A 25,019-nucleotide genomic window follows, 5' to 3' on the forward strand; every position below is an offset into this window, starting at 1 on the left:
TCGATATGAATTACGGCATCGCCTTCACGCCGCTTGTTCCCGCGATCGTGCTGTGGATCGCGCTCGCGGCGATCGTGGTCATCGCGCTTCTGCTGCTGGTGGCGCGTGCGCGCGGCGCGGCCGTGCGCGTCGCGGCGCTGGCGCTGTTCCTGCTGGCGCTCGCCAATCCGTCCTTCACCCGCGAAGACCGCGATCCCCTCACCTCGGTCGCGGCCGTCGTCGTCGACAAGAGCCCGAGCCAGAACTTCGGCAACCGCAATCGCGAGGCAGCCCAGGCGCAGGAAGCGCTGGTCGACGGCCTGAAGAAAATCAAAGGACTCGAGGTCCGCGTCGTCGACGCCGGACAGGCCGACGGCGAGACCGACGGCACACGGCTGTTCGGCGCCCTCGCCTCGGCCCTGTCGGACGTGCCGGTCGACCGTGTCGCCGGTGCGTTCCTGATCACCGACGGCCGCGTCCACGACATTCCCGCCAGTGCCGCCGCACTCGGCTTCCAGGCACCGGTGCACGCGCTGATCACCGGGCAGAAGGACGAGCGCGACCGCCGCATCGCGATCACGGCGGCGCCGCGTTTCGGCATCGTCGGCCAGAGCCAGACCATCACCTACCGCCTCGACGACCAGGGCGTCTCCGGCGAGCGCGCCAAGGTCACGGTCCGCCGCGACGGCGAGACCATCAACGAGCGCACGCTCTCGAGCGGCCAGACCGCCAGCGTCGAGGTCGACATCAAGCATGCCGGCCCGAACATCGTCGAGATCGAGGCCTCGCCGCTGGAACGCGAGCTGACGCCGGTCAACAATCGCGCCGTGGTCGCGATCGACGGCGTGCGCGACAAGCTGCGCGTGCTGCTGGTCTCGGGCGAGCCGCATTCCGGCGAGCGCACCTGGCGCAACCTCTTGAAGTCCGACGCCAGCGTCGACCTCGTGCACTTCACCATTCTGCGTCCGCCGGAGAAGCAGGACGGCACGCCGATCAATGAATTGTCGCTGATCGCGTTTCCGACCCGCGAGCTGTTCCAGCAGAAGATCAACGAATTCCAGCTGATCATCTTCGACCGCTACGCCCGCCAGGGCGTGCTGCCGATCGCCTATTTCGACAACATTGCGCGCTATGTGCGCAGCGGCGGCGCGGTGCTGGTCTCGGCCGGTCCGGACTATGCCTCCAACACCAGCATCTGGCGCACGCCGCTGGATTCGGTGCTGCCGGCCGAGCCCGTCGGCGTGACCGAGAAGCCGTTCTATGCGCATCTCTCAGACATCGGCAAACGCCACCCCGTCACGCGCGGGCTGGAAGGCTCGGCCAGCGAGCCGCCGCATTGGAGCCGGTTCTTCCGCACCGTCGACACCCGCAACGCCGTCAACCCGCCTGTCATGACGGGCGTCGACGGCAAGCCGCTGTTGTTCCTGTCGCGCTTCGGCGAGGGCCGCGTCGCGCTGCTGCTCTCCGACCACATCTGGCTGTGGGCGCGCGGCTATGAAGGCGGCGGCCCGCATCTCGATCTGCTCAGGCGGATGTCGCACTGGCTGATGAAGCAGCCTGATCTCGACGAAGAGGCGCTGCGCCTCCAGGTGCAGGGCAAGGATCTCGTCGTGGTGCGCCAGACCATGGCGGACAGCGTTCCCCCTGTCAGCGTGACCTCGCCGTCGGGCGTGTCGCGCGACCTGACGCTGAGCGCCGGCGATCCCGGCGAGTGGCGTGCCAGCCTGCCGGCCAATGAGCTCGGCCTGTGGCAGGCCACCGACGGCACGCTGAAGGCGCTGATCAATGTCGGCCCGACCAATCCGAAGGAGTTTTCGGAAGTCACCTCCACCACCGAGACGTTGAAGCCGCTGACGCAGGCGACCGGCGGCAATGCCGTGCGCGTCGTCGACGGCAACAGCGTCGAGCTGCCGCGCATCGTGCCGTCGCGCTCGGCGAGCGTCTTCGCCGGCGACGGCTGGATGGGCGTGCGGATGCGCGACGCCAGCGTCGTGAAGGGCGTCGGCGTGCTGCCGATCTTCGCCGGCCTGATCGGACTGTTGCTGCTGCTCGGCGCGTTTGCGGCGACGTGGGTGCGCGAGGGGCGGTGATTTCCTAACGTTTGATTGGATCTGCTTGGCGCCCCCAACGCCGGTGCGTTCCCTCCCCCCTTGTGGGGGAGGGCTAGGGAGAGGGGTAGCCCAGCAAATGGTGCCGGACGTTGGCGATGCGTCGCGTGTGGGTGCGCGACGGAAAGAGTCCCCGTGCGGCACCCCTCTCCCTGCCCCTCCCCCACAAGGGGGGAGGGAACGGAGAGAGCAACGCTGTTGGCCCAACTCGATTCGAGTTCATCTTCTCATCGCACTAGAGTTGCCCGAACGACACATCGGGCCGGCCGCCTGCGTGCGCGGCTCCGCTCACCGTTGACATCCCCTCACCGATCAGGCGATGTTACATTATAACATCGCGACCGCTCGAAATCGGCGGCTCGCGATGCGGGGTGGCGTCTGCAGATGAAGTGGTTCCGGTCGAATATCAGGCACGGCGCCCGGCTCGCGTTGTTCGCGATGCTGGTGCAGCTCGCGCTGACCTTCGGCCACAGCCATTGGTTCGCGCAGGCCACGCCGCTTGCGGCAGCCTCGCTTCAGCAGACCGACAACGGCAAGGCCGTCGCTTCGACCGACCGCGCCGGGGTCCAGAAGCAATCGCCCGGAAGCCCCGACCGCGAGCAGCCGGGCGAGGACAATTGCGCGATCTGCGCCGTGGTCGCGATGGCGGGCACCGTCGTGTTTGCGACGCCGCCCCTGTTGCAGCTGCCGCAGGCGACCGAGCTGCTCTACCGCACCCTCGACGCCGAATTCATCCATCTGGAATCGGCCCGCACGGCGTTCCAGCCCCGCGCCCCTCCCGCGTCCTGACTTCCAACATCGCTTGATCACACCCGGGCTCGCCGCTTTCAGGCGATCGCCTGGGAGCCGTTGAAGTCGAATTCCGTCGCGCCGCGACGGCAGGCCGCCTCCGATCAGCACACCATCACGCGGACGGCGCCTGACTGGAATCAGGACCATGTCATTTGAATTGCGACGCGCGCAGCGCCTCGGCGGAGCGAGCCTGCTCCTGCTCGGTGCCGCCGCCACCCCGGCGCTGGCTCAGGACAAGCCGGTGGCCACCGAGCTTCCGTCCGTCACCGTGACGGCCCCGAGCCCCATCGTGCGCAGAGTGGTGGTGCCGTCCCGCACCCCCGGCCGCGCCACACGAACCGCGCGGGTGCGAAGCCGCGAACGCACGGCCGAGGCCGCGCCGGCGGCGCCGCCGGCCGCCGCGCCTCAGCAGGGTGTTCTGCCTATTGTGACCAACCAGTTCGCCACCGTCACCGTGGTGCCGAACGAGGAGATCCGCCGCGAGGGCGGCGGCCAGCTCGGCGATTTGCTGTTCTCCAAGCCGGGCATCACCGGATCGAGCTTTGCGCCCGGCGCCTCCAGCCGGCCGATCATCCGGGGTCTCGACGTCAACCGCGTCGGCATCGTCGAGAACGGCACTAATTCCGGCGGCGCCTCCGATCTCGGCGAGGATCATTTCGTCCCGATCGATACGCTCGCGACCAACCAGGTCGAGGTGGTGCGCGGGCCGGCCGCGCTGCGCTACGGCTCGACCTCGATCGGCGGCGTCGTCAGCGCTGCCAACAACCGGATTCCGGATGCGCTGCCGTCCTGCGCTCCCTCGTTCCAGAGCTACGGCCTGCCGACCAAGGCGCCGCTCGCAACCGCCGGAACCTCGCCCTGCGTCACCGCCGAGACCCGCAGCGCCTTCAGCTCGGTCGATCGCGGCGTCGAAAGCGGTGTGCTGCTCGACACCGGCGGCGGCAATTTTGCCTTCCATGCCGACGCCTATGGCCGCAGCACCACGGACTACGGCATTCCGAGCTATCCCTACCTGACCGACCAGACGCGCATCATTACCAACGGCCGCCAGCCCAACTCGGCGACGCGGTCGGACGGCGCCTCGATCGGCGGCTCCTACTTCTTCCAGGGCGGCTATATCGGCGCGGCAATCACGCAGAACGACTCGCTCTACTACATCCCCGGCATCGACGGCGCCGACCACAACACGCGGATCGACGGTCACCAGACCAAGATCAACGTCAAGGGCGAGTACCGGCCCGATGCCACCGCGATCGACACTATCCGCTTCTGGGCTGGCGCCACGGATTATCGACACAACGAGATCGGCCTCGCCGATCCCGCCGATCCCAACACCGACGGTGTGCGGCAGACCTTCACCAACAAGGAGCAGGAGATCCGCACCGAGGTGCAGCTGATGCCGTTCAACGCGCGCTTCGCCGAGGTGACGACGGCACTGGGCTTCCAGGTCGGACACCAGGAATTGACCGCACCGAGCCCCGACAATCCCGGCACGCTGTTCAACGGCTTGTGGGACCCCAACAACAACACGCGCGTTGCCGGTTACGCCTTCAACGAGTTCAAGTTCACGGATGCGACGCGAGCCCAGATCGCCGGCCGCATCGAGCATGTCGAGCTGCGCGGCACGACGCCGAATTTCCCGGCCGACTACCTGCCCGACGGCACGCCGCAGGTGGCAATCGCGCGCAATCCGTCGTTCACGCCGAAGAGCGGCAGCATCGGCCTGTTGCAGGACCTGCCGGGCGGCATGGTCGGCAGCATCACCGCGCAATATGTCGAGCGCGCGCCGAAGCCGGCCGAGCTGTTCTCGCGCGGCGCTCATGATGCAACCGCGACGTTCGACATCGGCAATCCGAACCTGAAGATCGAGACCGCGAAGTCGATCGAGGTCGGCGTGCGCAAGGCGACGGGGCCGTTCCGCTTCGAAGCCACCGCCTACTACACGCATTTCGACAATTTCATCTATCGCCGCCTCACCGGCGTGATGTGCGACAACGATTTTGCCTCCTGCGGTGCGCCCGGCGCCGAGCTGAACCAGGCGGTCTATTCGCAGCGCAATGCGAATTTCCGCGGCGGCGAATTCCAGTCGCAGCTCGATGTCGGCGCGTTCCAGGGCGGCATCTGGGGCATCGAGAACCAGCTCGACGTGGTCCGCGCCACCTTCAGCGACGGCACCAACGTGCCGCGCATTCCGCCCTTGCGCATGGGCGGCGGCGTGTTCTGGCGCGACGACAACTGGCTGATGCGGGTCAACCTGCTGCACGCCTTCGCGCAGAACAACATCGCCCCGGTCGCGGAGACGCCGACACCCGACTACAACCTGTTGAAGGCTGAGGTCAGCTACAAGACCAAGCTCGACCGCAACTGGTTCGGCGCGCGCGAGATGATGGCCGGCATCGTCGGCAACAATCTCCTCAACGAGAGCATCCGCAACTCGGTGTCCTACACCAAGGACGAAGTGTTGATGCCCGGCATCGGCGTCCGGGCGTTCGCGAACTTCAAGTTCTAGGTCATTGCGAGCGCTGTAGCCTGGATGGAGCGAAGCGAAATCCGGGACAGCACCTCTGCAGCAAAACGTTTCCCGGATTGCGCTTCGCTCCATCCGGGCTACGAGGCTAGACAGTCGAAGTACGAAACTGCGCTTCTGCGGCATCGCGACCGGCCAGCGCTGCGGACCGCCGAGAGCCTGGTGCGAGGCGCGCTGGGAGCATTTTCTGCGTCCGTCGATATTGATCTGAATCAACCTCTTTCACGAGATGCCGTGGCCCTCTGCCCGGGACGTGGATTTGATCGCAGGAGAATTCATATGTTCTCAAATGCATCGTACGTCCTCATTCTTGCTGTTGCCGCTCTCGCAACGACCGACACCGCATCTGCCGGAACGGCAGCTCATGCTTCACCGAAGAATACGATCGGCACAACCAGACCCAAGGTGCCATTTGCGCTCGATGCCCCTTCGGCAGCACGCGGCTTTGTGTTGCGACAGGATCTGTTCGATCGCGCCGCTCCCAACAATGTCAGGTCTGATTGGCCGGCTCCGCCGGCGCAGCCGGGACAGTTTTAGAGATGGAGAGCTAGACGAGACGGCAGCGCAGCAACAGCTCGGCACGGTGTGGGCGACGACCAAGTCCACTGTCCGTGATGCCTGCGAGGGCGAGGCGGTATCAGCGGGATCCCAGAGCTATGTCGATCTACTTACCTGCATCCAGATGACGGAGACGGCGAGTGCGCTGTCATCGCCCCCGCCGCTCAGAGGTGCGAGCAAAAATCGCAACAAGCAGTAGCGAACACATTCCTTTCGACCCGCACCGCTACCCCCGCGCCTTGCTCCAATCGGGCACGACCGTCCCCGACACGCCCTCGAACGCACCTTCAACCAGCTCGTACACCAGGACGCGGGCGGCATCGACCGGGCCCGGCATGATGACGCGGCCCTTCGGCACCGGCTTGAAGCCGACGCGGCTGTAATAGGCCTCGTCGCCGACCAGCAGCACGATGGCGTGGCCTTTCTCCTTCGCGTCCTTCAACGCGCGCTCCATCAACTGACGGCCGATGCCGCGGTCGCGGAACGGCGGCTCGACGGTGAGCGGCCCGAGCATCAGCGCCTTGGTCTCGCCGATCAGGATCGGCAACTGCCTGACCGAGCCGACCAGCAGCGTGCCGATGCGCGCGGTGAAGGAGACGTCGAGCAGATGATCGACATGCTCGCGGATGCGATAGGCGCTGAGCACGAAACGGCCGGGGCCGAAAGTGCGCTCATGCAGCCGCTCGATGGCCTGGGCGTCGCCGGCGGCTTCTGGAAGGATGGAGAGCGAGAGATCATTCATGTCGGCATGCGTCTTCGAGCGAAGTGGACCTGTTCGCGTTCGGAAAACGCGTCAATGCGGGATGCGGGATAACATCTCGCGCGGCCGCGGTCCATCGGACTTCTGGGCGATAAATCCCCGCGCCGGCCCGCGGGTGAGGACGGCGGCGAACAGCAGCGTCCACAGGGACAGCATCAGGATCGGGATGATGTAATACTGCGTGAAGACCGGATGCGTGGCGAAGAATGCCAGATTCAGCGCCAGGTTTCCGGCGACGAGCAACGCGAGTTGCCTGACGCCCGCATGGTCACCGAAACGCCACAGCAGCGCGGTGCCGGCACAGGCGACCACCATCAACGGGAACTGCGGGTCGCGGAGATAGGCGGCCAGCACCGCGGGATCGAGATATGGTGCCGCGGTATCCTGGCCGCCATAGGCCGAGACCAGCGGATGACCCGAATTGACGAGGTTCGCGGCGAACACCGGCAGCAGCCCGACAAGGAATGCAAGACCCAGCGCAAGGCCCGACACGAAGCTCTCGCGGGTGCGCCAGACCAGGAACGACACGCCGAAGAACAGGAAATAGCCGGCCGCAAGAACGATGTTGGCGATCCGGAAGCTCACGGACAGGCTGAGCAGAAGACCGACGATGGCGATCATCAGCAGACGCCTTCTGTCGCCAATGAACAGTCTTGCAGTCAACAGACCTGTCAACGCGCAGACGACCATGGTCGGCGCCATCGAATAGCTCGCCTTGGTCGGATTGATCATGAAGTAGATCGCGAGCGCGCCGAACACTGCTGCAAGCGTCAAGGACCCGGGCTCTCGCGCCCGCCATAGTCCATACAGCGCAAAGCCGGCGATGATGACATTGGCCAGCACATAGAGCGGAATGACCTGGAACCCTTCCGGAAACAGCGCCAGCACAAAACCCGTGCCCGGCGGCGGCGTCATCACCCATTTGCTGCCGTCGGCGGTCTCGGTGTGGCAGGGCGCCCGGGTCGGCTCGTTCCAATTCGGAAAATCGATGCTACGCAACTTGCCCGCGAGATAGCCGTCGGTTTCGTGGGCGAGACTGGTATCGATGCCGGTCCAGCCGAAACGCTGGAAGAGATGCGCCTGCCGGAGATAGCAGATGTCGTCATAGACGCCACGGCTCTCGCTCCAGTGCGAGATCGCCCGAACATTGCTGGCCAGAATTGCCAGAAACAAAAGCGAAAAAAATACTCTAACAGCTCTCATGGATGCCTGCCGGGCGAGCCGCCACAGCTTGAAAAGGGCTCTGCCGCCTGTACAGGAAAAGCACCGGCAAGTATAGCAAGAGTGGGGATTTTGGGGGTGAGGCGGACGTGGCCGACATCGGCATGGGTTTGGGCTTGGGCTTGGGCGTCGGTTCAACCGACACGTGCCGCAGCGGTGCTGGCGCAGCGCGAATCCTGCTCATCATCCCCTGCTTCAACGAGGAGGCCTCGATCGGCGGTCTCCTGAACGAGATCGCCGCGACCGGCCGCGGCTACCACACGCTGGTCGTCGACGACGGCTCAACGGATGCAACCTCCGCGGTCGCAAGCCGTCACTCGCCGGTCGCCCGCCTCGCGCAGAATCTCGGCATCGGCGGCGCCGTGCAGACCGGCATCAAATATGCAGCGCGTCAGAACTTCGATTTCTGCATCCAGATCGACGGCGACGGACAGCACGATCCGCGCGCGATCGAGACGCTGCTGAACGCCTATCGCAAGGACCCCGCCAGCATCACCATCGGAAGCCGCTTCATCGACCATGCCGGCTTCTGCTCGACGCGGATGCGCCGCGCCGGCATCAGGCTGATCGTGCTCGCGCTCAACAGCCTCTTCAGCACCGGCGGCCGCATCACCGATCCGACCAGCGGCATGCGGCTGCTCGACCGCGCCGCCATCGCCTTCTTCGCAAAAGCCTATCCGACGGATTTTCCGGAGCCGATCTCGCTGGCCTGGGCGATGCGCGCCGGCCTCACGGTCAACGAGGTCGCAGTCGAGATGCGGGCGCGGGAGGCCGGCGCCAGCTCGATCGACGGGCTGAAATCGGCGAGCTACATGATCCGCGTCCTCGGCTACATCCTGCTCGCGCGCCTCACGAGATCGCCATGACGCGTTCGTTTTCGATTTGCGACTTCACGATTTCATCGAACAGATTGAGGAGGCGGCCGTGACAAACGTCCTTCCGAGCATCGAGACAGTCGTCGTCATCTCCGTCTTCGCGCTGGTCTACATGCTGGTGCTGCTGAAGAAGACGCTGCAAGGCAAGTTCGATCTCTACGACTTCCTGATGCTGTCCATGGTCGCGATCATCCCCGCGGGCTTCGCGCTGTTTCCAAGTCTCGCCTATCTCCTCAGCCACCTGACCGGCGTCGTGTTCCCGTTCGTCGTGATGTTCGGCGCGCTGTTCCTGGTGGTGTTCGCGTTCATGCACAACATGACGGCGCGGCTGCACCGGCTGGAGCGGCAGAACTGCGCGCTGATCCAGGAGCAGAGCCTGCTCGCGCTGGAGCTGCAGGCGAAGAAGGCAGCCAGCCCGGCGTTCGAGCGGGCTATCGCCAAACTGCCTAGCGCAGAATCAGCTTAACGCCACGTCGTCATCAGCGGCCTGCCGTCCAGCACTTCGGCAAGCCGCAGCCGCGTGCCGGGCGTGGTGCTCTCGGGCAGCGCCGAGATCGCGAAGAAACCACATTCGGCGATTTCGCGATTGGGCTCGGGCAGACGATCCTGCCTGAACTGCCTGACGACATAGACCGCGACATGGTCACGGCGGGAGATGTGGCTGTTGAGGAAGATGCCGTGCAGCACGGCCCCTCCGGTGAGATCGATGTCCCCCTCCTCCTTGAGCTCGCGCCGCATCGCCTGCTCCATGGTCTCGCCATAGTCGACGCCGCCGCCGGGCAGATGCCAGCCGCTGACATAGCTGTGCCTGACCAGGAACACCCTGTTCTCGGCATCCAGCACCACGGCGCGGACGCCGAGGGTCATGCCGCGGACGAACAGGAAATAGGTGTGGAAGACGTGCCGCAGCAGCGGCTCGAATTTCCGTCGCATCCGGTCGAGAGGTTCTCCCATCAGGCTTCCTTGACGCTCCGCTTCAGGATTTGCTTGTCAGGCTTGATTGCCAGGCTTGGCTTGCGCGCTGGCCGCGACCTTGCCATTACAGCGGACGAATAGCGAGGCAATCGCGCGCCATGACTTGCAACACGCTGGCCCCCTTCACGCTCGCCCACCTGTCCGACCCGCATCTGCCGCCATTGCCGAAGCCGCGGCTGGTCGAGCTCGCGGGCAAGCGCGTGCTCGGTTACGTCAACTGGACGCGCAACCGCCACAAATACCAGCGCCGCGAGGTGCTCGACGCCATCGTCGCCGACATGAAGGCGCAGGCGCCCGACCACATCGCGGTGACGGGCGATCTCGTCAACCTCGCACTGGAAGCCGAGTTCGCGCCTGCCCGCGCTTGGCTCGATGATGTCGGGCCGCCGGACCGCGTCACCACGATTCCCGGCAATCACGACGCCTATGTCCGCGCCACCTTTCATCGCTTCGGCGAGACCTTTGCGCCCTATCTTGCCGGCGACGACGGCCGCATCGGCTTTCCGAACGTGCGCCGGCGCGGGCCGCTCGCGCTGATCAGCCTGTCGACGGCGGTGCCGACCTTGCCGTTGATGGCGACCGGCACGCTCGGGCGCGATCAGCTCGCCGCGCTCGCGGAGGTGCTCAAGCGGCTCGCGGCCGAGGATGTCTTCCGCGTGTTGCTGGTGCATCATCCGCTGAAGTCGGCCGCACGCCAGAAGCGGATGACCGATTCGGCCGAGCTGCTCGCGCTCGTGAAGCGCCACGGCGTCGAGCTGATCCTGCACGGGCACGACCACATTCATTCGACAATGTGGTTCGACGGCCCCAACGGCAACATTCCCGCGCTCGGCGTACCCTCGGCCTCCGCGCTCGCGCATGGGCGCTATCCGGCGGCGGCGTATAATCTCTTCACGATCGAAAGGGACAATGCCGGCTGGCGCTGCGAGCAGACGGTGCGGGGCCTCGGGGCTGGGTTTCAGATCCAGCAGGTCAAGCATGCGAGGTTGATTTGAGGTCACTGTCATTCCGGGGCGCGCGTAAGCGCGAGCCCGGAATCCATACTCACGATAGTGGTTATGGATTCCGGGCCTGCGTGCTTCGCACGCATCCCGGAATGACGAACTGAGAGATTTGCGCGCTCGCGCGTGCGTCCTCACCAGCTCCGCAAGACCGCCACCACGGCGAGGCCGAACAGCGCGGCGGCGCCGAGGATGAAGCCGAACACGAACGGCCAGACGCGCGAAGGCCGCCGCGGCATCTCCGCGACCTCGGGCGCCGGCTCGGGCGGGACCACCATCGCGCGCTCGCGCTCGATCATGCGGCGCGCGACATAGTCGGTGACGGCCTCGACGATCACGGCGGTGTCGTGCGATTCGGCGAGCACGATGCGGCCGAAGCGCGTGTCCTGCACGAAGCGGTACTGCCGCTTGTCGCGCCCCATCACGATGTGCGCGACCACGTCGATCCAGAGCCTGGGCGTCTCGCCCTGGCTGATGCCGCGGTCGAACAGGTCGATCTGGTCGGGCACCTGCGCGAACAGCGGATCGAGCGCGTCGTTCAGGATCTCCAGCCGCGCCACCTCGGCGTCGCGGAGGTCGACGACGACGCCGGTCCGGTCGGCGGCCTCGATCCGCGCACGCAGCAGCGCATCGCGCAGCCGCACCGGGCGCGGCTGGCTGGGATGGGTCACGCTGGTCTCGGGCTCTGACATTGTCGGCCTCGTCCTGAATTGCTGACGTTAACCTATCAGCAACCAAACCGTCCGCAAAGGGTCCACAATTCCAGATACTTACGGCGCCCACAGCCGACTGATTGTGCCAAAAACAGACGATCCCACCCAGGCAGAGCCTGGATGGGACCATCCGTCCTTGGACGTCTTCTTAATTCAGCTTGGCGGCCGGGCTCTTAAGCGCTGAGATTTGGATGAATCGTCATCGCGCTTCAGGTTGTTGTTTACGCATGATCTTTCCGGAAAACCGCTTCGCACTTTTCCGGATCATGCTTTAGGCCGAGACGCGCGAGGGCTCTTCCACGATCGAGAAGCGGACGCCGGCCTTGTGGCGGCTCTCTTCCGAGACCTCGCGCCAGCAGTCCTCGGCTTCCTTGCGGGTCTTGAAGGGGCCTTTGACCTGGGCCGAACCTTCCACGAGCTTGTGGAAGTTCATCGAGCCGAACTCGCCGCCGATCACCCAGAAATTGCTGCCTTTGGTCATTGTCAGTCTCCTCTCGAAGCGCGTGGTGCGTTAGCCGAACTGGTTCATCGTGTTGTGGGCGCCGCCCGCCTTGAGGGCGGCCTCACCCGCGAAGTACTCCTTGTGGTCGTCGCCGATGTCGGAGCCGGCCATGTTCTGGTGCTTCACGCAGGCGATGCCCTGACGGATCTCGGCGCGCTGGACGTTCTTGACGTAGCCCAGCATGCCCTGCTCGCCGAAATACTCGCGGGCGAGATTGTCGGTCGAGAGCGCGGCCGTGTGATAGGTCGGCAGCGTGATCAGGTGGTGGAAGATGCCGGCGCGCTTGGCCGAATCCGCCTGGAAGGTGCGGATGCGCTCGTCGGCTTCCTTCGCCAGCGGGGTGTCGTCGTACTCCGCCTTCATCAGCTCGGCACGGTTGTACTTGCTGACGTCCTGGCCCGCTTCCTTCATCGCGTCGTAGACCTGCCAACGGAAGTTGAGGGTCCAGTTGAACGACGGCGAGTTGTTGTAGGCGAGCTTGGCGTTCGGCACTACCTTGCGGATGCGGTCGACCATGCTGGCGATCTGCTCGATATGCGGCTTCTCGGTCTCGATCCAGAGCAGGTCGGCGCCGTTCTGCAGCGAGGTGATGCAATCGAGCACGCAGCGGTCGGCACCGGTGCCCGGGCGGAACTGGTAGAGGTTCGAGGGCAGCCGCTTCGGACGCATCATCTTGCCGTTGCGGTTGATGATGACGTCGCCGTTGCGGGCGTTCTCAGCGGTGATTTCCTCGCAGTCGAGGAAGCTGTTGTACTGGTCGCCTATGTCGCCGGGCTTGTGGCTGACGGCGATCTGCTGCGTCAGGCCGGCGCCGAGCGAGTCGGTGCGGGTTACGACGATGCCGTCTTCGACGCCGAGCTCGAGGAAGGCGTGGCGGCAGGCGCGGATCTTGGCGAGAAAGACGTCGTGCGGCACGGTGACCTTGCCGTCCTGGTGGCCGCACTGCTTCTCGTCGGAAACCTGGTTCTCGATCTGGAGCGCGCAGGCTCCCGCCTCGATCATCTTCTTGGCGAGCAGATAGGTCGCCTCCGCGTTGCCGAAGCCGGCATCGATGTCCGCGATGACGGGCACGACATGGGTCTGGAAGTTGTCGATCTTCTCGATCAGCTCCTTCTCACGGGTCTTGTCGCCTTCCTTGCGCGCCTTGTCGAGCAGGCGGAAGATGTCGTTGAGCTCGCGGGAATCCGCCTGACGCAGGAAGGTGTAGAGCTCCTCGATCAGCGCCGGCACAGAGGTCTTCTCGTGCATCGACTGGTCGGGCAGCGGGCCGAACTCGGAGCGCAGCGCCGCGATCATCCAGCCGGAGAGATAGAGGTAGGTGCGATCGGTCTTGCCGCCGAAATGCTTCTTGACCGAGATCAGCTTCTGCTGGGCGATGAAGCCGTGCCAGCAGCCCAGCGACTGGGTGTACTTGGTCGGATCCTTGTCATAGGCCGCCATGTCGGCGCGCATCAGCGCCGCGGTGTAGCGGGCGACGTCGAGACCGGTCTTGAAGCGGTTCTGCAGGCGCATGCGCGCGACGGCCTCGGCCGTCACCCCGTTCCAGGTCGGCTTGGTCTGAAGCAGCGCCTGGGCTGCCTCGATCTCGCTCTGATAGGACGCCGGACGCTCGAGAGCGCTAATGCCGCGGGGCTGGTAATTCATGTGCCTGATCCTTCTCGATGATGACGGAGCCTTCGGCTTCGCCATCGACATTTTTGACAGTGCATTGCGAAATGCGTGTCATGAGCTAAACGCGAGAAAGGGAAGTTCGTACAGAGGCCTTGTATTCGAATGGTGATGTCATGTAACATCAGAACATGTAATAGATGTTATTTTGTAAATTTTGTAAATATAGGTCAACAAAACTGACCTTCGTGCATGGAGACCTGAGAAATGCCCGCCGAATCCGGGAAGAAACTGTTCGTCGGGCCGCGGTTCCGGAGGATCAGGCAGCAATTGGGGCTGTCGCAGACCCAGATCGCCGAGGGGCTCGGGATCTCGCCGAGCTACGTCAACCTGATCGAGCGCAACCAGCGCCCGGTGACGGCGCAGATCCTGCTGCGGCTGGCCGAGACCTATGATCTCGACCTGCGCGACCTCGCCACCGCTGACGAGGACCGCTTCTTCGCCGAGCTGAACGAGATTTTTTCCGATCCCCTGTTCCGCCAGATCGACGTTCCCAAGCAGGAGCTGCGGGATCTCGCCGAGCTCTGCCCCGGCGTCACCCACGCGCTGCAGCGGCTCTATGCGGCCTATACCGAGGCGCGCCAGGGCGAGACGCTGGCGGCCGCACAGATGGCCGACCGCGACGTCGGCACGCGCTTCGAGGCCAATCCGGTCGAGCGCGTGCGCGAGCTGATCGAGGCCAACCGCAATTATTTTCCGGAGCTGGAGCAGGCTGCGGAGACGCTGCGCGACGAATTGAACGTGCCGGCCGAAGGGCTCTACGCCGCGCTCGCCGCGCGCTTGCGCGAAAAGCATTCGATCCAGACCCGCATCATGCCTGTGGACGTAATGCGCGAGACGCTGCGGCGATTCGACCGCCACCGCCGCCAGCTCTTGATCTCGGAGTTGGTCGATCCGCCCGGCCGCGCGTTCCAGCTCGCCTTCCAGCTCGGCCTTGGCGAATGCACGCAAGCCCTTGAGACCATCATCGGCCGTGCCGGCCCGCTCGACGACGCGCCGCGCCGGCTGTTCCGGATCACGCTGGGCAACTACTTCGCGGCGGCCGTGATGATGCCCTACCCGGCGTTCCTCGCGGCGGCCGAAGCGCTCAACTACGATATCCACGTGCTGGCGCAGCGCTTCAATTCCGGCTTCGAGCAGGTCTGCCACCGCCTCACCACGCTGCAGCGGCCGAACGCGCGCGGCATTCCGTTCTTCCTCTTGCGCGTCGACAATGCCGGCAACGTCTCCAAGCGCTTCTCGTCCGGCACATTCCCGTTCTCGAAGTTCGGCGGCACTTGCCCCCTGTGGAACGTGCACTCGACCTTCGACACGCCGGATCGCCTGCTCAAGCAGGTGATCGAGCTTCCCGACGGCACGCGTTATTTCTCGATTGCGCAGATGGTGCGCCGGCCGGTGGCACCCCATCCGCTGCCGCAGCCGCGCTTTGCCATCGGCCTCGGCTGCGAGATCCGCCACGCCGCGCGCCTCACTTACGCCGCCGGCCTGGACCTCGAGAAGACCGAGGGCACGCCGATCGGCGTCAACTGCCGCCTCTGCGAGCGCGAAAACTGCGCCCAGCGCGCCGAGCCGCCGATCACGCGCACGCTGATTTTGGACGAGACGACCAGACGGGTGAGTTCGTTCGCGTTCTCGAATGCGCGGGAGTTGTGAGGGCAGGAATCGCGCGGGCATTGCTTCGCGTTTGGCGGAAGGCATCCGCTACACCCACCGCTGTCATCGCCCGCGAAGGCGGGCGATCCAGTACGCCGCAGCGGCTGTGATTGAACCGAGACGCCGCGGAGTACTGGATGCCCCGCCTTCGCGGGGCATGACAGTGGAAAATGAGGCGTGACTGACCCGCCTCACGCCAGCGTATGCACGATCACCGGCCCGGCGGCGGCACTCGCATGCCCCGCCAGCAGCGGGCCCAGATCCTTCTCGATCCAGGCGATGGCGCGCCTGTTCGCTTCCTCGGCCTGCTCGAACTTGTCGAAGATCGAGATCGCGGTCACCGTGTCGTCGCCGGCATAGACGACGTAATAGGCGCGGAAACCGTCGACGTCGCTGATGATCGGAACGGCGCCGTCCTTGATGCGGCGCGCCAGTTCTTCCGCGCTCCCGCTTTTCGCCTTGGCCTGACGGATGGCGGCATACATGGCATCCTCCCTTCCGGCTGTCTGAAGCTTGGTAACGTCAACCTACACCTGACAGCCAGCCCCGTCATCTCCGCGCAACGGCGAAGCCGTTGTCGCTGAAGGTGCGAGGCCTGCGGTGCGGAGCACCGCAGGGGGAGCCTCGAAGGATGCACGGCCCCGATGCGGCAGCCGGGCCGTCGCGCTTCGAGGGCCGCTGAAGAAGCGGCCACCTCAGGGTGACGGATGACAGCCTGCGCCCGCAGTATCGGCCTTGGTTAACCCCGCCCTAATCAGCTGCCGCGATCTGCAACCAGCGGTTAAGCACGCCTCAACATCGGTGCCTTAGTGTTGCCCCACTCACTTTTCGCAAACAACGGTGGCCTATCCTGCCGGGCGAAGTGACATCAGGGGGTTCATCATGCGCATTGCGTTGCTGCTGTCCGCAACCATTGTCGGCGCGCTTTTCGCCAATCCGTCCCATGCCGGCTCGCTCGATGCCGCTGGCGCAGCGCAGCCGCTGCCGCCCGGCTTCCAGAGCTACCGCGGCTACATGTTCGACCTCACGGAGAATTCCGAGCGCAAGGACGTCGAGAAGCTCACCGAGAATGTGAAGCAGCAGATCGACGTCGTCGAAGCATCCGGCCTGTCGCCGCGCGTGCTGCGCTTCTTCCGCACCGTCCCGATCGTCGCGAGCGAGCTCGCCTGTCTCGACGAGGGCGCCGCGACCGCCTGCTACGGCCGCGTCACCCCGGACATCCAGCGCAGCGCGCCGCGGACGCTGACGGTGTGGGACCATGACAAGCAGCGCTGGACCAATCCCAACGCCGTCGACCTCGCGGTCGATTCGGGCCTCGGCGTCATCATGCTGCGACCGGACATGATGCGCTACGAGAAGGAGGCTGTGCTGCTGCACGAGCTGCTGCACGCCTATCACGCCCGGCTCTTGCCGGACGGCTACGCCAACAAGGGCGTGATCCTCTATTATGCGCTGGCCAAGACCAAGGACCTCCTGCCCAAGGAATCCTATGCGATGAAGAATCCCATGGAATTCTTCGCCGTGACCGGCAGCATCTTCCTGGCGGGAAAAAGCGAATTCCACGACCCGAAGTCGCGCGAGGCGCTCAAGGAGAAGATGCCGGACTATTACAAATATCTGGTCGGCGTGTTCGGCTTCGATCCCGATCCGGCAGCCACGAGCGGCCCGGTCGCCTCGCTGAAATAAGGCGTCTGCCTCAGACACCCCAAAAGCCGCGCCAACAGCGCGGCTTTTTTGTTTTGCTAACCGGAAGCTGCGGATGACGCGTGGGGAGGAATTGCCAAGGTGGGGCCCGATCTGCATAGTCCCGCCCGCATCGAGACTGTTTTCAAGGGGATAGAACAACATGGCGGACGCCGACCTGGATGTCGTGATCCGGCAACTGGCCAGACAGCTGCATACGGGCCTGATGACCCGCGCCAAGGAGCGGCGGGATCGCTTCAACGGCCTTGCGGCCAAGGCCAAGGGCAAGGAGACCGGCGAGCGCTTCAAGATGATGGCCAAGGCCACCATGGAGCAGGCCACCGCCGCCGCGAGGCGCCTGCAGATGTCCGCCGACAACGTCGCCGACAGCTACGCCAGGTCGATGCGGGTTGCCGCGAGCACGCCGGTTGCGGTGAAGGCGGAGAAGCCGAAGGAAGACAAGCCTGCGAAGAAGGCCAAGGCGAAGAAGGCAAAAGCGAAGAAGGCGAAGTAGCGCCGGAGTTCTTCCCTTCTCTCCTTGCGGGAGAAGGTGGCCCCGCACATTCAGCATCGTAGGGTGGGCAAAGCGAAGCGTGCCCACGCGTCTGTTGCCGTATTGCAAAGATCGTGGGCACGGCGCAAGTGCGCCTTTGCCCACCCTACGATTCCGGGACTCGCGGATAGAGACCTCACCTTCTCGGCACCGACACCTGGGCCGGCTCGGCGCTCGCGAGCTCGGCGAGCTTGGCCCGCGCGGCCTCGCGGGTGCGGGCATCCTTGCCGGCGGGCAGTGCGAGGGCGGCCTCGAAATCGGCGCGGGCGTCGTCGGCCTGGCCGCGGGCGAGGAAGGCAAGGCCGCGGTCGAGGCGGGCCTGCGCATCCGACGGGTCGAGGCGGATCGCCGTGTTGTAGCTCAGGATGGCGCGGTCGAGGTCGCCGGTGGCGGCGAGCGCCAGGGCGCGCTGGTGATAGGGCGCGGCAAGCTTGGGATCATGCGCGATCGCCTCGTCATAATCCTCGATGGCGAGCGCGAGATCGCCGTTCTGCCGGCGCGCCAGCGCGCGATCGCGATAGAGCGAGGCGCGGTTGGGATTGAGGTGGATGGCCTCGTCGAAATCGGCGATCGCCCGCCGGAAGTCGCCATGGCGCATCGCGATCCGGCCGCGCCCTTCATAGGCAAAGGCGATCAGCGAGCCACGCAGCGGCGAGAAGCCGATCACAGCCGAGCAGATGTCGGAATCATCCTCGTCGCCGCAATTGACGACCATGTGCGTGGACAGCCCGATGAGCACGCAAAGGACGATCAGCAATGGTACGGCAGTTCTGGTCATCTTCGACCGTGACCGGCGGCAGGCCGGCCACGCATCCCCTTTCGAAGGAAGTGGCTCGCCTGCGTGTTAACACCGGCCAGGGCCATTCTGTGTGCGCCAGGTCACAAAGCCAGACGCAATTCCTGATCGGTTCCATCAGCCCCAAGGGCCGCGAGCAGGACCATTGGAAGGCCCGCGCGAGGACGAGCGGCCCCACGGGCCCTGCGGCGGATAATTCTCGTTGGCGCCGACCGAGGGCGCCGCATGTGCGCCGAGCTGAGCCGCAAGCCGCTGGAGCGCGGCGATGCGGTTCTGCGTCGAGGGATGGGTCGCGAACAGATTGTCCACGCCGTGGCCCGACAGCGGATTGATGATGAACATGTGCGCGGTCGCCGGGTTGCGCTCGGCCTCGAAGTTCGGGACCTGGTGCGCGGCGCCCTCGATCTTCACCAGCGCCGAGGCCAGCCACATCGGCTGCCCGGCGATGCGCGCGCCGAGATCGTCCGCGGCGTATTCGCGGGTGCGGCTGATCGCCATCTGCACCAGCATCGCGCCGAGCGGCGCCAGGATCATCATCAGGATCGAGCCGACGATGCCGGGGCCGCTGTTGTTGTCGCGGTGGCCGCCGAAGAACATGCCGAACTGCGCCAGCATGGAGATCGCGCCGGCGATGGTGGCAGTGATCGTCATCAGCAGCGTGTCGTGGTTCTTGATATGCGCAAGCTCGTGCGCGATCACGCCGGCGAGCTCCTCGCGACTGAGCTGGTTCATCAGTCCGACGGTGACGGCGACGGCGGCATTTTCCGGATTGCGGCCGGTCGCGAACGCATTGGGCTGCGGCTCGTCCATCACGAACACGCGCGGCATCGGCAATCCGGCGCGGCCGGCGAGCTCGGCGACGAGGCCGACCAGTTCCGGCGCGCTGGCGCGGTCGACCTGATGAGCCCCGTACATCGAGAGCACCATGCGGTCGGAGTTCCAGTAGGTGAAGACATTGGTCGCAGCCGCGATGACGAGCGCGATCATGGCGCCCGTGGCACCGCCGATGAGATAGCCCACGCCCATGAACAGGGCGGTGAGGCCTGCGAGCAGCATTGCGGTACGAAGATAGTTCATGGCCGTCTCCCAAACCGGCCGCGGGCGGGCAGGAGGCGCCAGCAGGCCGGCAGACATGAGGTGGGGATGACCCCGGCCCGGATGCAAGGTTTCAAGGTGCGTCGCGGAGCCGCGGCACTGGTTTGACCTGGATCATTCCATTAAACTTCGACAAGAATCCTGGCGTCTCCTCCCCTTCCGGAACCCTCATGCTCAAGACCCGATTTGCGATCGCGGCAGCCGCTCTGCTCTCGCTCTCTCTTCCCGCCTCCGCCCAGTTCATGTCGCCGCCCGCAGCGCCCAAGCCCGCAGCGCCGAAGGCACCCTCGCCGCGTGCGGCCTCGTGCCATAACGGAGCGAGCTTCGATCGCTTCCTCGCCGAGGTGAAGCAACAGGCCGTCGCCGCCGGCGTGTCGCAGCGGACGATCGCGGAGGCCTCGCCCTATCTCGTCTACGACCAGGGCATCGTCAACCGCGACCGCGGCCAGCGCGTGTTCGGCCAGCTCTTCACCGAATTTGCCGGACGCATGGCCGCACCGTATCGCATGCAGAACGGGCAGCAGCACATCAAGCAATACGCCGCCGCATTCGCGCGTGCCGAGAAGGAATATGGCGTGCCGCCGGCGGTGATCGCTGCGTTCTGGGGCCTGGAGAGCGACTTCGGCGCCAACATGGGCAATCTGCCGACGCTGAAATCGCTGGTGTCGCTGGCCTATGACTGCCGCCGCTCGGAGATGTTCGTGGGCGAGACCATCGCCGCGCTGAAGATCATCGACCGCGGCGATCTCACGCCCGACGAGATGATCGGCTCCTGGGCCGGCGAGCTCGGGCAGACGCAGTTCCTGCCGGTGCATTACGTCAACTACGCCGTCGACTATGACGGCGACGGCCGGCGCGATCTGTTGCGCTCGGGCCCCGACGTGATCGGCTCGACCGCGAACTACATCGCCAACGGATTGAAGTGGCGGCGCGGCGAGCCGTGGCTGGAGGAGATCAAGGTGCCGCAGAATCTGCCCTGGGAGCAGACCGATCTCACTGTGCAGCAGCCGCGCTCGAAATGGGCGCAGTTAGGCGTCACCTATCCCGACGGACGGCCGCTGCCGAACGACAATCTCGCAGCCTCCGTGCTGCTGCCGATGGGCCGCAATGGGCCGGCCTTCATGGCCTATGCGAATTTCGCGGCCTATACCGAGTGGAATAACTCGCTGATCTATTCGACCACCGCGGGCTATCTCGCCTCGCGCATCGCCGGTGCCGCGCCGATGCGAAAGCCCGCCCAGCCGGTCGCGCAGCTGCCGTTCAACGAGCTCAAGCAATTGCAGCAGCTTCTGGTCCAGGCCGGCTTCAATGTCGGCAAGGTCGACGGCGTGCTGGGCCAGCAGAGCCGCGCCGCGGTGAAGGCGATGCAGATCAAATACGGCCTGCCGGCGGATTCCTGGCCGACCGCCGAGCTGCTGGCGCGGATGCGCGGCGGCACGGCGCAGGCGCAGCCCCAGGCGACGGTGCGGTAAGCACTCAACTCGTGGTCATGCCCCGCGAAGGCGGGGCATCCAGTACGCCGCGGCCTATCGATTCAATCACAACCGTCTCGGAATACTGGATCGCCCGCCTTCGCGGGCGATGACACTGTGGGTGGGGCGGCGATTACAGCGGGGTAGCGAAGCGATAGGATTTTCGCACTGCACAGGCGGCGTTGCGCGATTGTATTTTTCCATGAGGCTCCCATGTGAGTGGCTCAGGTTTTCTCCTGAGATTTCCCACCATTGAAGCGAGCATCACATGTCCTTCTACGACGCCGTCGTCCCCGCCTACTTGCAAATGCTGAATAGCCTCACCGGCCTGCTCACGAAAGCCGAGGCGCATTGCGCGGCCAAAAAGATCGACCCAAGCGTGCTGCTCGGCTCCCGCCTTTTCCCGGACATGCTGCCGCTGTCGAAGCAGATCCAGCTCGTCAGCGATTTCGCCACCAAGGGCTGCGCGCGGCTGACCCACAGCGAAGTGCCTTCCAATCCCGACACCGAAAAGACCTTCGAAGAGTTGAAGCAGCGGCTGGCGAAAACCATCGACTACGTGAAGTCGTTCAAGCCCGAGCAGTTCGAGGGCGCCGAGGCCAAGGACGTCACCTTCCCGACCGGACCCGATAAGACCACGACCCTGAAGGGCCAGCAGTTCCTGAGCGCGTTCTCGCTGCCGAACTTCTATTTCCACTGCGCGACCGCCCACGGCATCCTGCGTCACAACGGCGTCGAGATCGGCAAGCGCGATTTCATGGGCCAGACCTGATTTGCGCAATCGCACGGCCGCGGCAGCGGGATTCTGCTGTCGTGGCCGAAATTGCACATGAATTATGCTACGCGAGGCCCCACGCGTAGCTCGCCTGCACTTTCCGTATGGCTCCTCCCTTGCGCGGGTTATCGCGATGCACAAGTGTTGCTGACCTCTCACCGCCTGGAAGCATTCCCATGAGCCGTTCGACCAAATTGTTTGAGACCTACAAGCTCGGCCCGATCACGCTGGCCAACCGTTTCGTGATGGCGCCGCTGACACGCAACCGCGCTGTTCCCGGCACCTTCGTACCCGGTGCGCTCGCCGCCGATTATTACAGCCAGCGCGCTTCCGCAGGCCTCCTGATCACCGAGGCGAGCCAGGTCTCGCAACAGGGCCAGGGCTACCAGGACACCCCCGGCATCTACTCCAAGGAGCAGGTCGCGGGATGGCGCAAGGTCACCGACAAGGTGCATGAGCGCGGCGGCAAGATCTTCATCCAGCTCTGGCATGTCGGCCGCATCTCGCATGTCGATCTGCAGGCGAATGGCGCTGCTCCCGTGGCGCCGAGCGCGATCCGCGCCAAGGGCAAGACCTTCGTGAACGGCGGCTTTGCCGACGTCTCCGAGCCGCGCGCGCTCGAGCTCTCCGAGATTCCCGGCATCATCGACGACTTCAAGCGCGCCACGAAGAATGCGCTGGAGGCCGGCTTTGACGGCGTCGAGATCCACGGCGCCAACGGCTATCTGCTCGAGCAGTTCGCCAAGGACGGTACCAACAAGCGCACCGATGCTTACGGTGGCTCGATCGAGAACCGCGCGCGGCTGATGCTGGAAGTCTCCAAGGCCGTCGTGGCAGAAGCCGGCGCCGATCGCACCGGTATCCGCATCTCGCCGGTGACGCCCGCCAACGACATCTCGGATTCCAACCCGCAGGCTCTGTACGACCACATCGTCGACGGCCTCAGCGCGCTGAAGCTGGTTTATCTCCACGTCGTCGAGGGCGCTACCGGCGGGCCGCGCGACGTCGCCCCGTTCGACTATGCGTCCCTGCGCAAGCGCTTCAGTGGCGCCTACGTCGCCAACAATGGCTACGACTTCGATCTCGCCAGCAAGGTGCTGGACGCGAACGCGGCCGACCTCATCGCCTTCGGCAAGCCGTTCATCTCCAACCCCGACCTCGTCGAGCGGCTGAAGCAGGGCGCGGCGCTGAACGATTGGGACAAGAACACGTTCTACGGCGGCGGCGCCAAGGGGTATACGGACTATCCGTCGCTGGCGGCCGAGCCGGCGGAGTAAGCGGCGGGCACACTGTCATGCCCCGCGAAGGCGGGGCATCCAGTACTCCACCAGCAGTGAGATTCAACCGAGAAGCTGCGGCGTCCTGGATCGCCCGCCTTCGCGGGCGATGACACCGTGAATGTGGGACGCGTGTGCCACGAGCTCGTCATTGTGAGCGCAACAAGAAAAAGGCCGGGATCGCTCCCGGCCTTTTTTCCTGCCCAGAACCGCCTCAGGCCGCGTAGCGGTTGAATTTCGATTTGGAAATCGAGGTCGCGGCGACGTGGACGTGCTGCGCCAGCTCGGCCTCGGCACGCTCCTTGGTCCAGCGCGTCGTCGGCACCGAGATGTTGATCGCGGCAACGGCGCGGCCGTGCTCGTCGATGATGGGAGCGGCGACCGAAATGTCGCCCATCACGGTCTCGTTCATGATGACGGCGTAGCCGCGTTGGGCGGCGACACGCACGCGCTCCAGCAGCGCCTTTGGGTCGGTCACGGTGAAAGGCGTCAGCGGTTCGAGCGGCGTCCGTTCGAGCAGCGCAAGGCGCTCCTCTTCGGGCAGCGCCGACAGGATTGCGGTACCCGAGGCCGTGAAGAAGGTCGGCAACCGGCTGCCGATCACGATGTCGATGTTGATGAGATGCGCGCCCGGAAAGCGCGCCACGAAGACGACCTCGTGGCCGTCGAGTTCGTGCAGGTTGGTCGTCTCGCCGAGATTGCGGCTGATCTCCAGCAGATAGGGCGAGGCGCGGTCGATCAGATCGTTGGCCTTGAGATAGCTGTGCGAGAACTGGAGCACTTTCGAGGTGAGGCCGTAGTTGCGCGTACCCTCGATGCGCTTGAGATAGCCGAGCGTCTCCAGCGTATATACCAGGCGCTGGGTGGCGCTGCGGTCGAGATCGGCGGCGCGCGCAATGTCGGCCAGCGTCATGTAGCGCTGCGGCCCGTCGAAGGCATGCAGGACCTGGAACGCCTTCTCGGTCGAGCCGACGAACAGCGACGAGCGCGGCTCGTCTGCCTTGTCCGTCGTCTTCGTCACCGACTTCGTGCTGGCTTTGGTGGCCTTTGCCTTCGCCGGCCGGCCGCCGCCCGCGCCGCTGCTACGCGCCATGCTGCCATCCCTTCATGCGATGCCTTCCGAGATCGCCAGCTGCCGGCCGAGCTCGGCGCGGAGAGATGCGACCAGCGCCGGCGCCGGCTGCACCAGGGGCGCCAGCATGCGCGGCGCCTCGACGCCGACCATGTCCATCACCGCCTTCATCGGACCCGGATTGGTCTCGGCGAATGCCATGTTCATCAGCGGAATCAGGCCGCGATGCAGGCTCAACGCCTCCGCCGTCTTGCCCGCCGTCGCCGTTTCGAAGATCTGGCGCCAGGCGCGCGGCAACAGGCACGCGGTGACGATGATGCCGCCCTTGGCGCCCGCCGCCAGATGCAGCGGGAACAGGCTGTCCTCGCCGCTCAGCACCGCAAAGCTCTCGTCGACGCCGGCCACGACCTGGAGGAAATGGTACATGTCGAGATTGCAGGCCTTCATGCCGATGATGTTGGGATGCCTGGACAGCTCATGCAGGATTTTGGGCTCGATCGCGATCCGGGTGCGATAAGGAATCTCGTAGATCAGGACGGGCACCGGCGAGGCATCGGCATAGCGCAGGAAATAGTCGCGAATGCCCGCCTGAGTCGGGTTGGTATAATATGGCGTAAGAACGAGGAGCCCGTCCACGCCTTCGGCTGCGAATTCACGGCCGGCCTGCAAGGCATCGTGGAAGCCGGTGTCGAGCACGCCAGCGATGACCGGGCCCTTGCCCGCCATCGCCTTCACTGACAGGCCAGCCATCTTGATCCGCTCGGCACGCGCGAGCGCGCCATATTCGCCGGTGCCGCCAAGCGGCACCACGCCATCGATGCCCTGCTTGTTGAGCCAGGCGAACATGGCCGAGACCGCGCCGGCATCGATGGTGTCGTCGGCCTTAACCGGGGTCGGAATGGCCGGGAACAGGCCGCGGAGGCGATTGGCAGTGAGCATGATTGAGAACCTCTGGTTGGGATGC

The 25,019-nt window shown here is 65.2% G+C and carries 24 protein-coding genes; 13 read left to right on the plus strand and 11 right to left on the minus strand.

The annotated features are described in order from the left end of the window. Positions 1–5 precede the first annotated feature (5 nt). From BRAGE_RS0126965 to BRAGE_RS54805, 4 genes are all read left to right on the plus strand, one after another. The gene (locus BRAGE_RS0126965; protein ID WP_027564338.1) at positions 6–2,069 is read left to right on the plus strand and encodes a membrane protein; all 2,064 of its coding nucleotides are present in this window, start codon (positions 6–8) and stop codon (positions 2,067–2,069) included. Positions 2,070–2,471: 402 nt separating this feature from the next. Continuing rightward, positions 2,472–2,876, plus strand: coding sequence for a DUF2946 domain-containing protein (locus tag BRAGE_RS0126970; protein WP_027564337.1), 405 nt, complete (start codon positions 2,472–2,474; stop codon positions 2,874–2,876). 148 nt (positions 2,877–3,024) lie between these two features. Beyond that, positions 3,025–5,388 (plus strand): TonB-dependent receptor, encoded by a 2,364-nt coding sequence (locus BRAGE_RS0126975; protein WP_027564336.1) that lies wholly within the window; start codon positions 3,025–3,027, stop codon positions 5,386–5,388. 24 nt (positions 5,389–5,412) lie between these two features. Beyond that, positions 5,413–5,943, plus strand: coding sequence for a hypothetical protein (locus BRAGE_RS54805; RefSeq protein WP_156950877.1), 531 nt, complete (start codon positions 5,413–5,415; stop codon positions 5,941–5,943). A 247-nt stretch (positions 5,944–6,190) separates the two neighbouring features. Here BRAGE_RS54805 and BRAGE_RS0126985 read toward each other — a convergent pair whose 3' ends face one another. Both BRAGE_RS0126985 and BRAGE_RS0126990 read right to left on the minus strand, forming a co-directional pair. Further along, positions 6,191–6,706 carry a GNAT family N-acetyltransferase gene (locus BRAGE_RS0126985; protein WP_027564335.1) on the minus strand — a complete coding sequence of 172 codons (516 nt, stop codon included), beginning with the start codon at positions 6,704–6,706 and terminating at the stop codon, positions 6,191–6,193. Positions 6,707–6,757: 51 nt separating this feature from the next. Further along, complete coding sequence (locus tag BRAGE_RS0126990; protein ID WP_027564334.1) at positions 6,758–7,927, minus strand: hypothetical protein; 1,170 nt, start codon at positions 7,925–7,927, stop codon at positions 6,758–6,760. A 107-nt stretch (positions 7,928–8,034) separates the two neighbouring features. On the opposite strand from BRAGE_RS0126990, the gene BRAGE_RS0126995 reads away from it, so the two are divergent. Beyond that, entirely contained in the window at positions 8,035–8,811 is a 777-nt protein-coding gene (locus BRAGE_RS0126995) for a glycosyltransferase family 2 protein (protein ID WP_027564333.1), read from the plus strand. 58 nt (positions 8,812–8,869) lie between these two features. Continuing rightward, on the plus strand, positions 8,870–9,286 hold the full coding sequence (locus tag BRAGE_RS49280) for a DUF2304 domain-containing protein (RefSeq protein ID WP_051378518.1): 417 nt from the start codon (positions 8,870–8,872) through the stop codon (positions 9,284–9,286). On the opposite strand, the gene BRAGE_RS0127005 is transcribed toward BRAGE_RS49280, so the two are convergent. Continuing rightward, positions 9,283–9,774 (minus strand): NUDIX domain-containing protein, encoded by a 492-nt coding sequence (locus BRAGE_RS0127005; RefSeq protein ID WP_027564332.1) that lies wholly within the window; start codon positions 9,772–9,774, stop codon positions 9,283–9,285. The genes BRAGE_RS49280 and BRAGE_RS0127005 overlap by 4 nt on opposite strands. Before the next feature lie 134 nt (positions 9,775–9,908). Between BRAGE_RS0127005 and BRAGE_RS0127010 the strand changes: the two genes are divergently transcribed. Next, entirely contained in the window at positions 9,909–10,790 is an 882-nt protein-coding gene (locus BRAGE_RS0127010) for a metallophosphoesterase family protein (RefSeq protein ID WP_027564331.1), read from the plus strand. Positions 10,791–10,930: 140 nt separating this feature from the next. Here BRAGE_RS0127010 and BRAGE_RS0127015 read toward each other — a convergent pair whose 3' ends face one another. The 3 genes from BRAGE_RS0127015 to BRAGE_RS0127025 form a co-directional block, all read right to left on the minus strand. After that, the gene (locus tag BRAGE_RS0127015; protein WP_027564330.1) at positions 10,931–11,488 is read right to left on the minus strand and encodes a hypothetical protein; all 558 of its coding nucleotides are present in this window, start codon (positions 11,486–11,488) and stop codon (positions 10,931–10,933) included. A 292-nt stretch (positions 11,489–11,780) separates the two neighbouring features. Then, complete coding sequence (locus BRAGE_RS0127020) at positions 11,781–11,990, minus strand: DUF4170 domain-containing protein (RefSeq protein WP_008560963.1); 210 nt, start codon at positions 11,988–11,990, stop codon at positions 11,781–11,783. Between the two features lie 30 nt (positions 11,991–12,020). After that, a complete protein-coding gene (locus BRAGE_RS0127025) occupies positions 12,021–13,655 on the minus strand; it encodes an isocitrate lyase (RefSeq protein WP_027564329.1) in 1,635 nt (544 codons plus the stop codon). Positions 13,656–13,886: 231 nt separating this feature from the next. Between BRAGE_RS0127025 and BRAGE_RS0127030 the strand changes: the two genes are divergently transcribed. Beyond that, positions 13,887–15,332: a helix-turn-helix domain-containing protein gene (locus tag BRAGE_RS0127030; protein ID WP_027564328.1), complete on the plus strand. Its 1,446-nt coding sequence runs from the start codon at positions 13,887–13,889 to the stop codon at positions 15,330–15,332. A 191-nt stretch (positions 15,333–15,523) separates the two neighbouring features. Here BRAGE_RS0127030 and BRAGE_RS56015 read toward each other — a convergent pair whose 3' ends face one another. Beyond that, the gene (locus BRAGE_RS56015; protein ID WP_014497428.1) at positions 15,524–15,817 is read right to left on the minus strand and encodes an antibiotic biosynthesis monooxygenase; all 294 of its coding nucleotides are present in this window, start codon (positions 15,815–15,817) and stop codon (positions 15,524–15,526) included. Between the two features lie 397 nt (positions 15,818–16,214). On the opposite strand from BRAGE_RS56015, the gene BRAGE_RS0127040 reads away from it, so the two are divergent. Continuing rightward, the gene (locus BRAGE_RS0127040; RefSeq protein ID WP_027564327.1) at positions 16,215–17,018 is read left to right on the plus strand and encodes a hypothetical protein; all 804 of its coding nucleotides are present in this window, start codon (positions 16,215–16,217) and stop codon (positions 17,016–17,018) included. 160 nt (positions 17,019–17,178) lie between these two features. After that, positions 17,179–17,529 carry a hypothetical protein gene (locus tag BRAGE_RS0127045; RefSeq protein ID WP_027564326.1) on the plus strand — a complete coding sequence of 117 codons (351 nt, stop codon included), beginning with the start codon at positions 17,179–17,181 and terminating at the stop codon, positions 17,527–17,529. Positions 17,530–17,704: 175 nt separating this feature from the next. Here the strand turns inward: BRAGE_RS0127045 and BRAGE_RS0127050 are convergent, their stop codons facing one another. Continuing rightward, positions 17,705–18,346: a tetratricopeptide repeat protein gene (locus BRAGE_RS0127050; protein WP_027564325.1), complete on the minus strand. Its 642-nt coding sequence runs from the start codon at positions 18,344–18,346 to the stop codon at positions 17,705–17,707. 135 nt (positions 18,347–18,481) lie between these two features. Next, positions 18,482–19,441: a zinc metalloprotease HtpX gene (gene htpX / locus BRAGE_RS0127055; protein ID WP_027564324.1), complete on the minus strand. Its 960-nt coding sequence runs from the start codon at positions 19,439–19,441 to the stop codon at positions 18,482–18,484. A gap of 188 nt (positions 19,442–19,629) precedes the next feature. On the opposite strand from htpX, the gene BRAGE_RS0127060 reads away from it, so the two are divergent. The 3 genes from BRAGE_RS0127060 (at position 19,630) to BRAGE_RS0127070 (ending at position 22,983) form a co-directional block, all read left to right on the plus strand. Continuing rightward, positions 19,630–20,931 carry a lytic murein transglycosylase gene (locus BRAGE_RS0127060; protein ID WP_027564323.1) on the plus strand — a complete coding sequence of 434 codons (1,302 nt, stop codon included), beginning with the start codon at positions 19,630–19,632 and terminating at the stop codon, positions 20,929–20,931. A 268-nt stretch (positions 20,932–21,199) separates the two neighbouring features. Further along, positions 21,200–21,703 (plus strand): DUF1993 domain-containing protein, encoded by a 504-nt coding sequence (locus BRAGE_RS0127065; protein WP_027564322.1) that lies wholly within the window; start codon positions 21,200–21,202, stop codon positions 21,701–21,703. A 179-nt stretch (positions 21,704–21,882) separates the two neighbouring features. Then, positions 21,883–22,983: an alkene reductase gene (locus BRAGE_RS0127070; RefSeq protein WP_027564321.1), complete on the plus strand. Its 1,101-nt coding sequence runs from the start codon at positions 21,883–21,885 to the stop codon at positions 22,981–22,983. Positions 22,984–23,197: 214 nt separating this feature from the next. Here BRAGE_RS0127070 and BRAGE_RS0127075 read toward each other — a convergent pair whose 3' ends face one another. Together BRAGE_RS0127075 and dapA are read right to left on the minus strand one after the other, a co-directional pair. After that, positions 23,198–24,076 carry an IclR family transcriptional regulator gene (locus BRAGE_RS0127075; RefSeq protein ID WP_027564320.1) on the minus strand — a complete coding sequence of 293 codons (879 nt, stop codon included), beginning with the start codon at positions 24,074–24,076 and terminating at the stop codon, positions 23,198–23,200. A gap of 12 nt (positions 24,077–24,088) precedes the next feature. Continuing rightward, on the minus strand, positions 24,089–24,994 hold the full coding sequence (gene dapA, locus BRAGE_RS0127080) for a 4-hydroxy-tetrahydrodipicolinate synthase (RefSeq protein WP_027564319.1): 906 nt from the start codon (positions 24,992–24,994) through the stop codon (positions 24,089–24,091). Positions 24,995–25,019: the final 25 nt, after the last annotated feature.

Origin of the sequence: Bradyrhizobium genosp. SA-4 str. CB756 (assembly GCF_000473125.1) — a bacterium.
GTDB classification, from domain to species: domain Bacteria; phylum Pseudomonadota; class Alphaproteobacteria; order Rhizobiales; family Xanthobacteraceae; genus Bradyrhizobium; species Bradyrhizobium arachidis.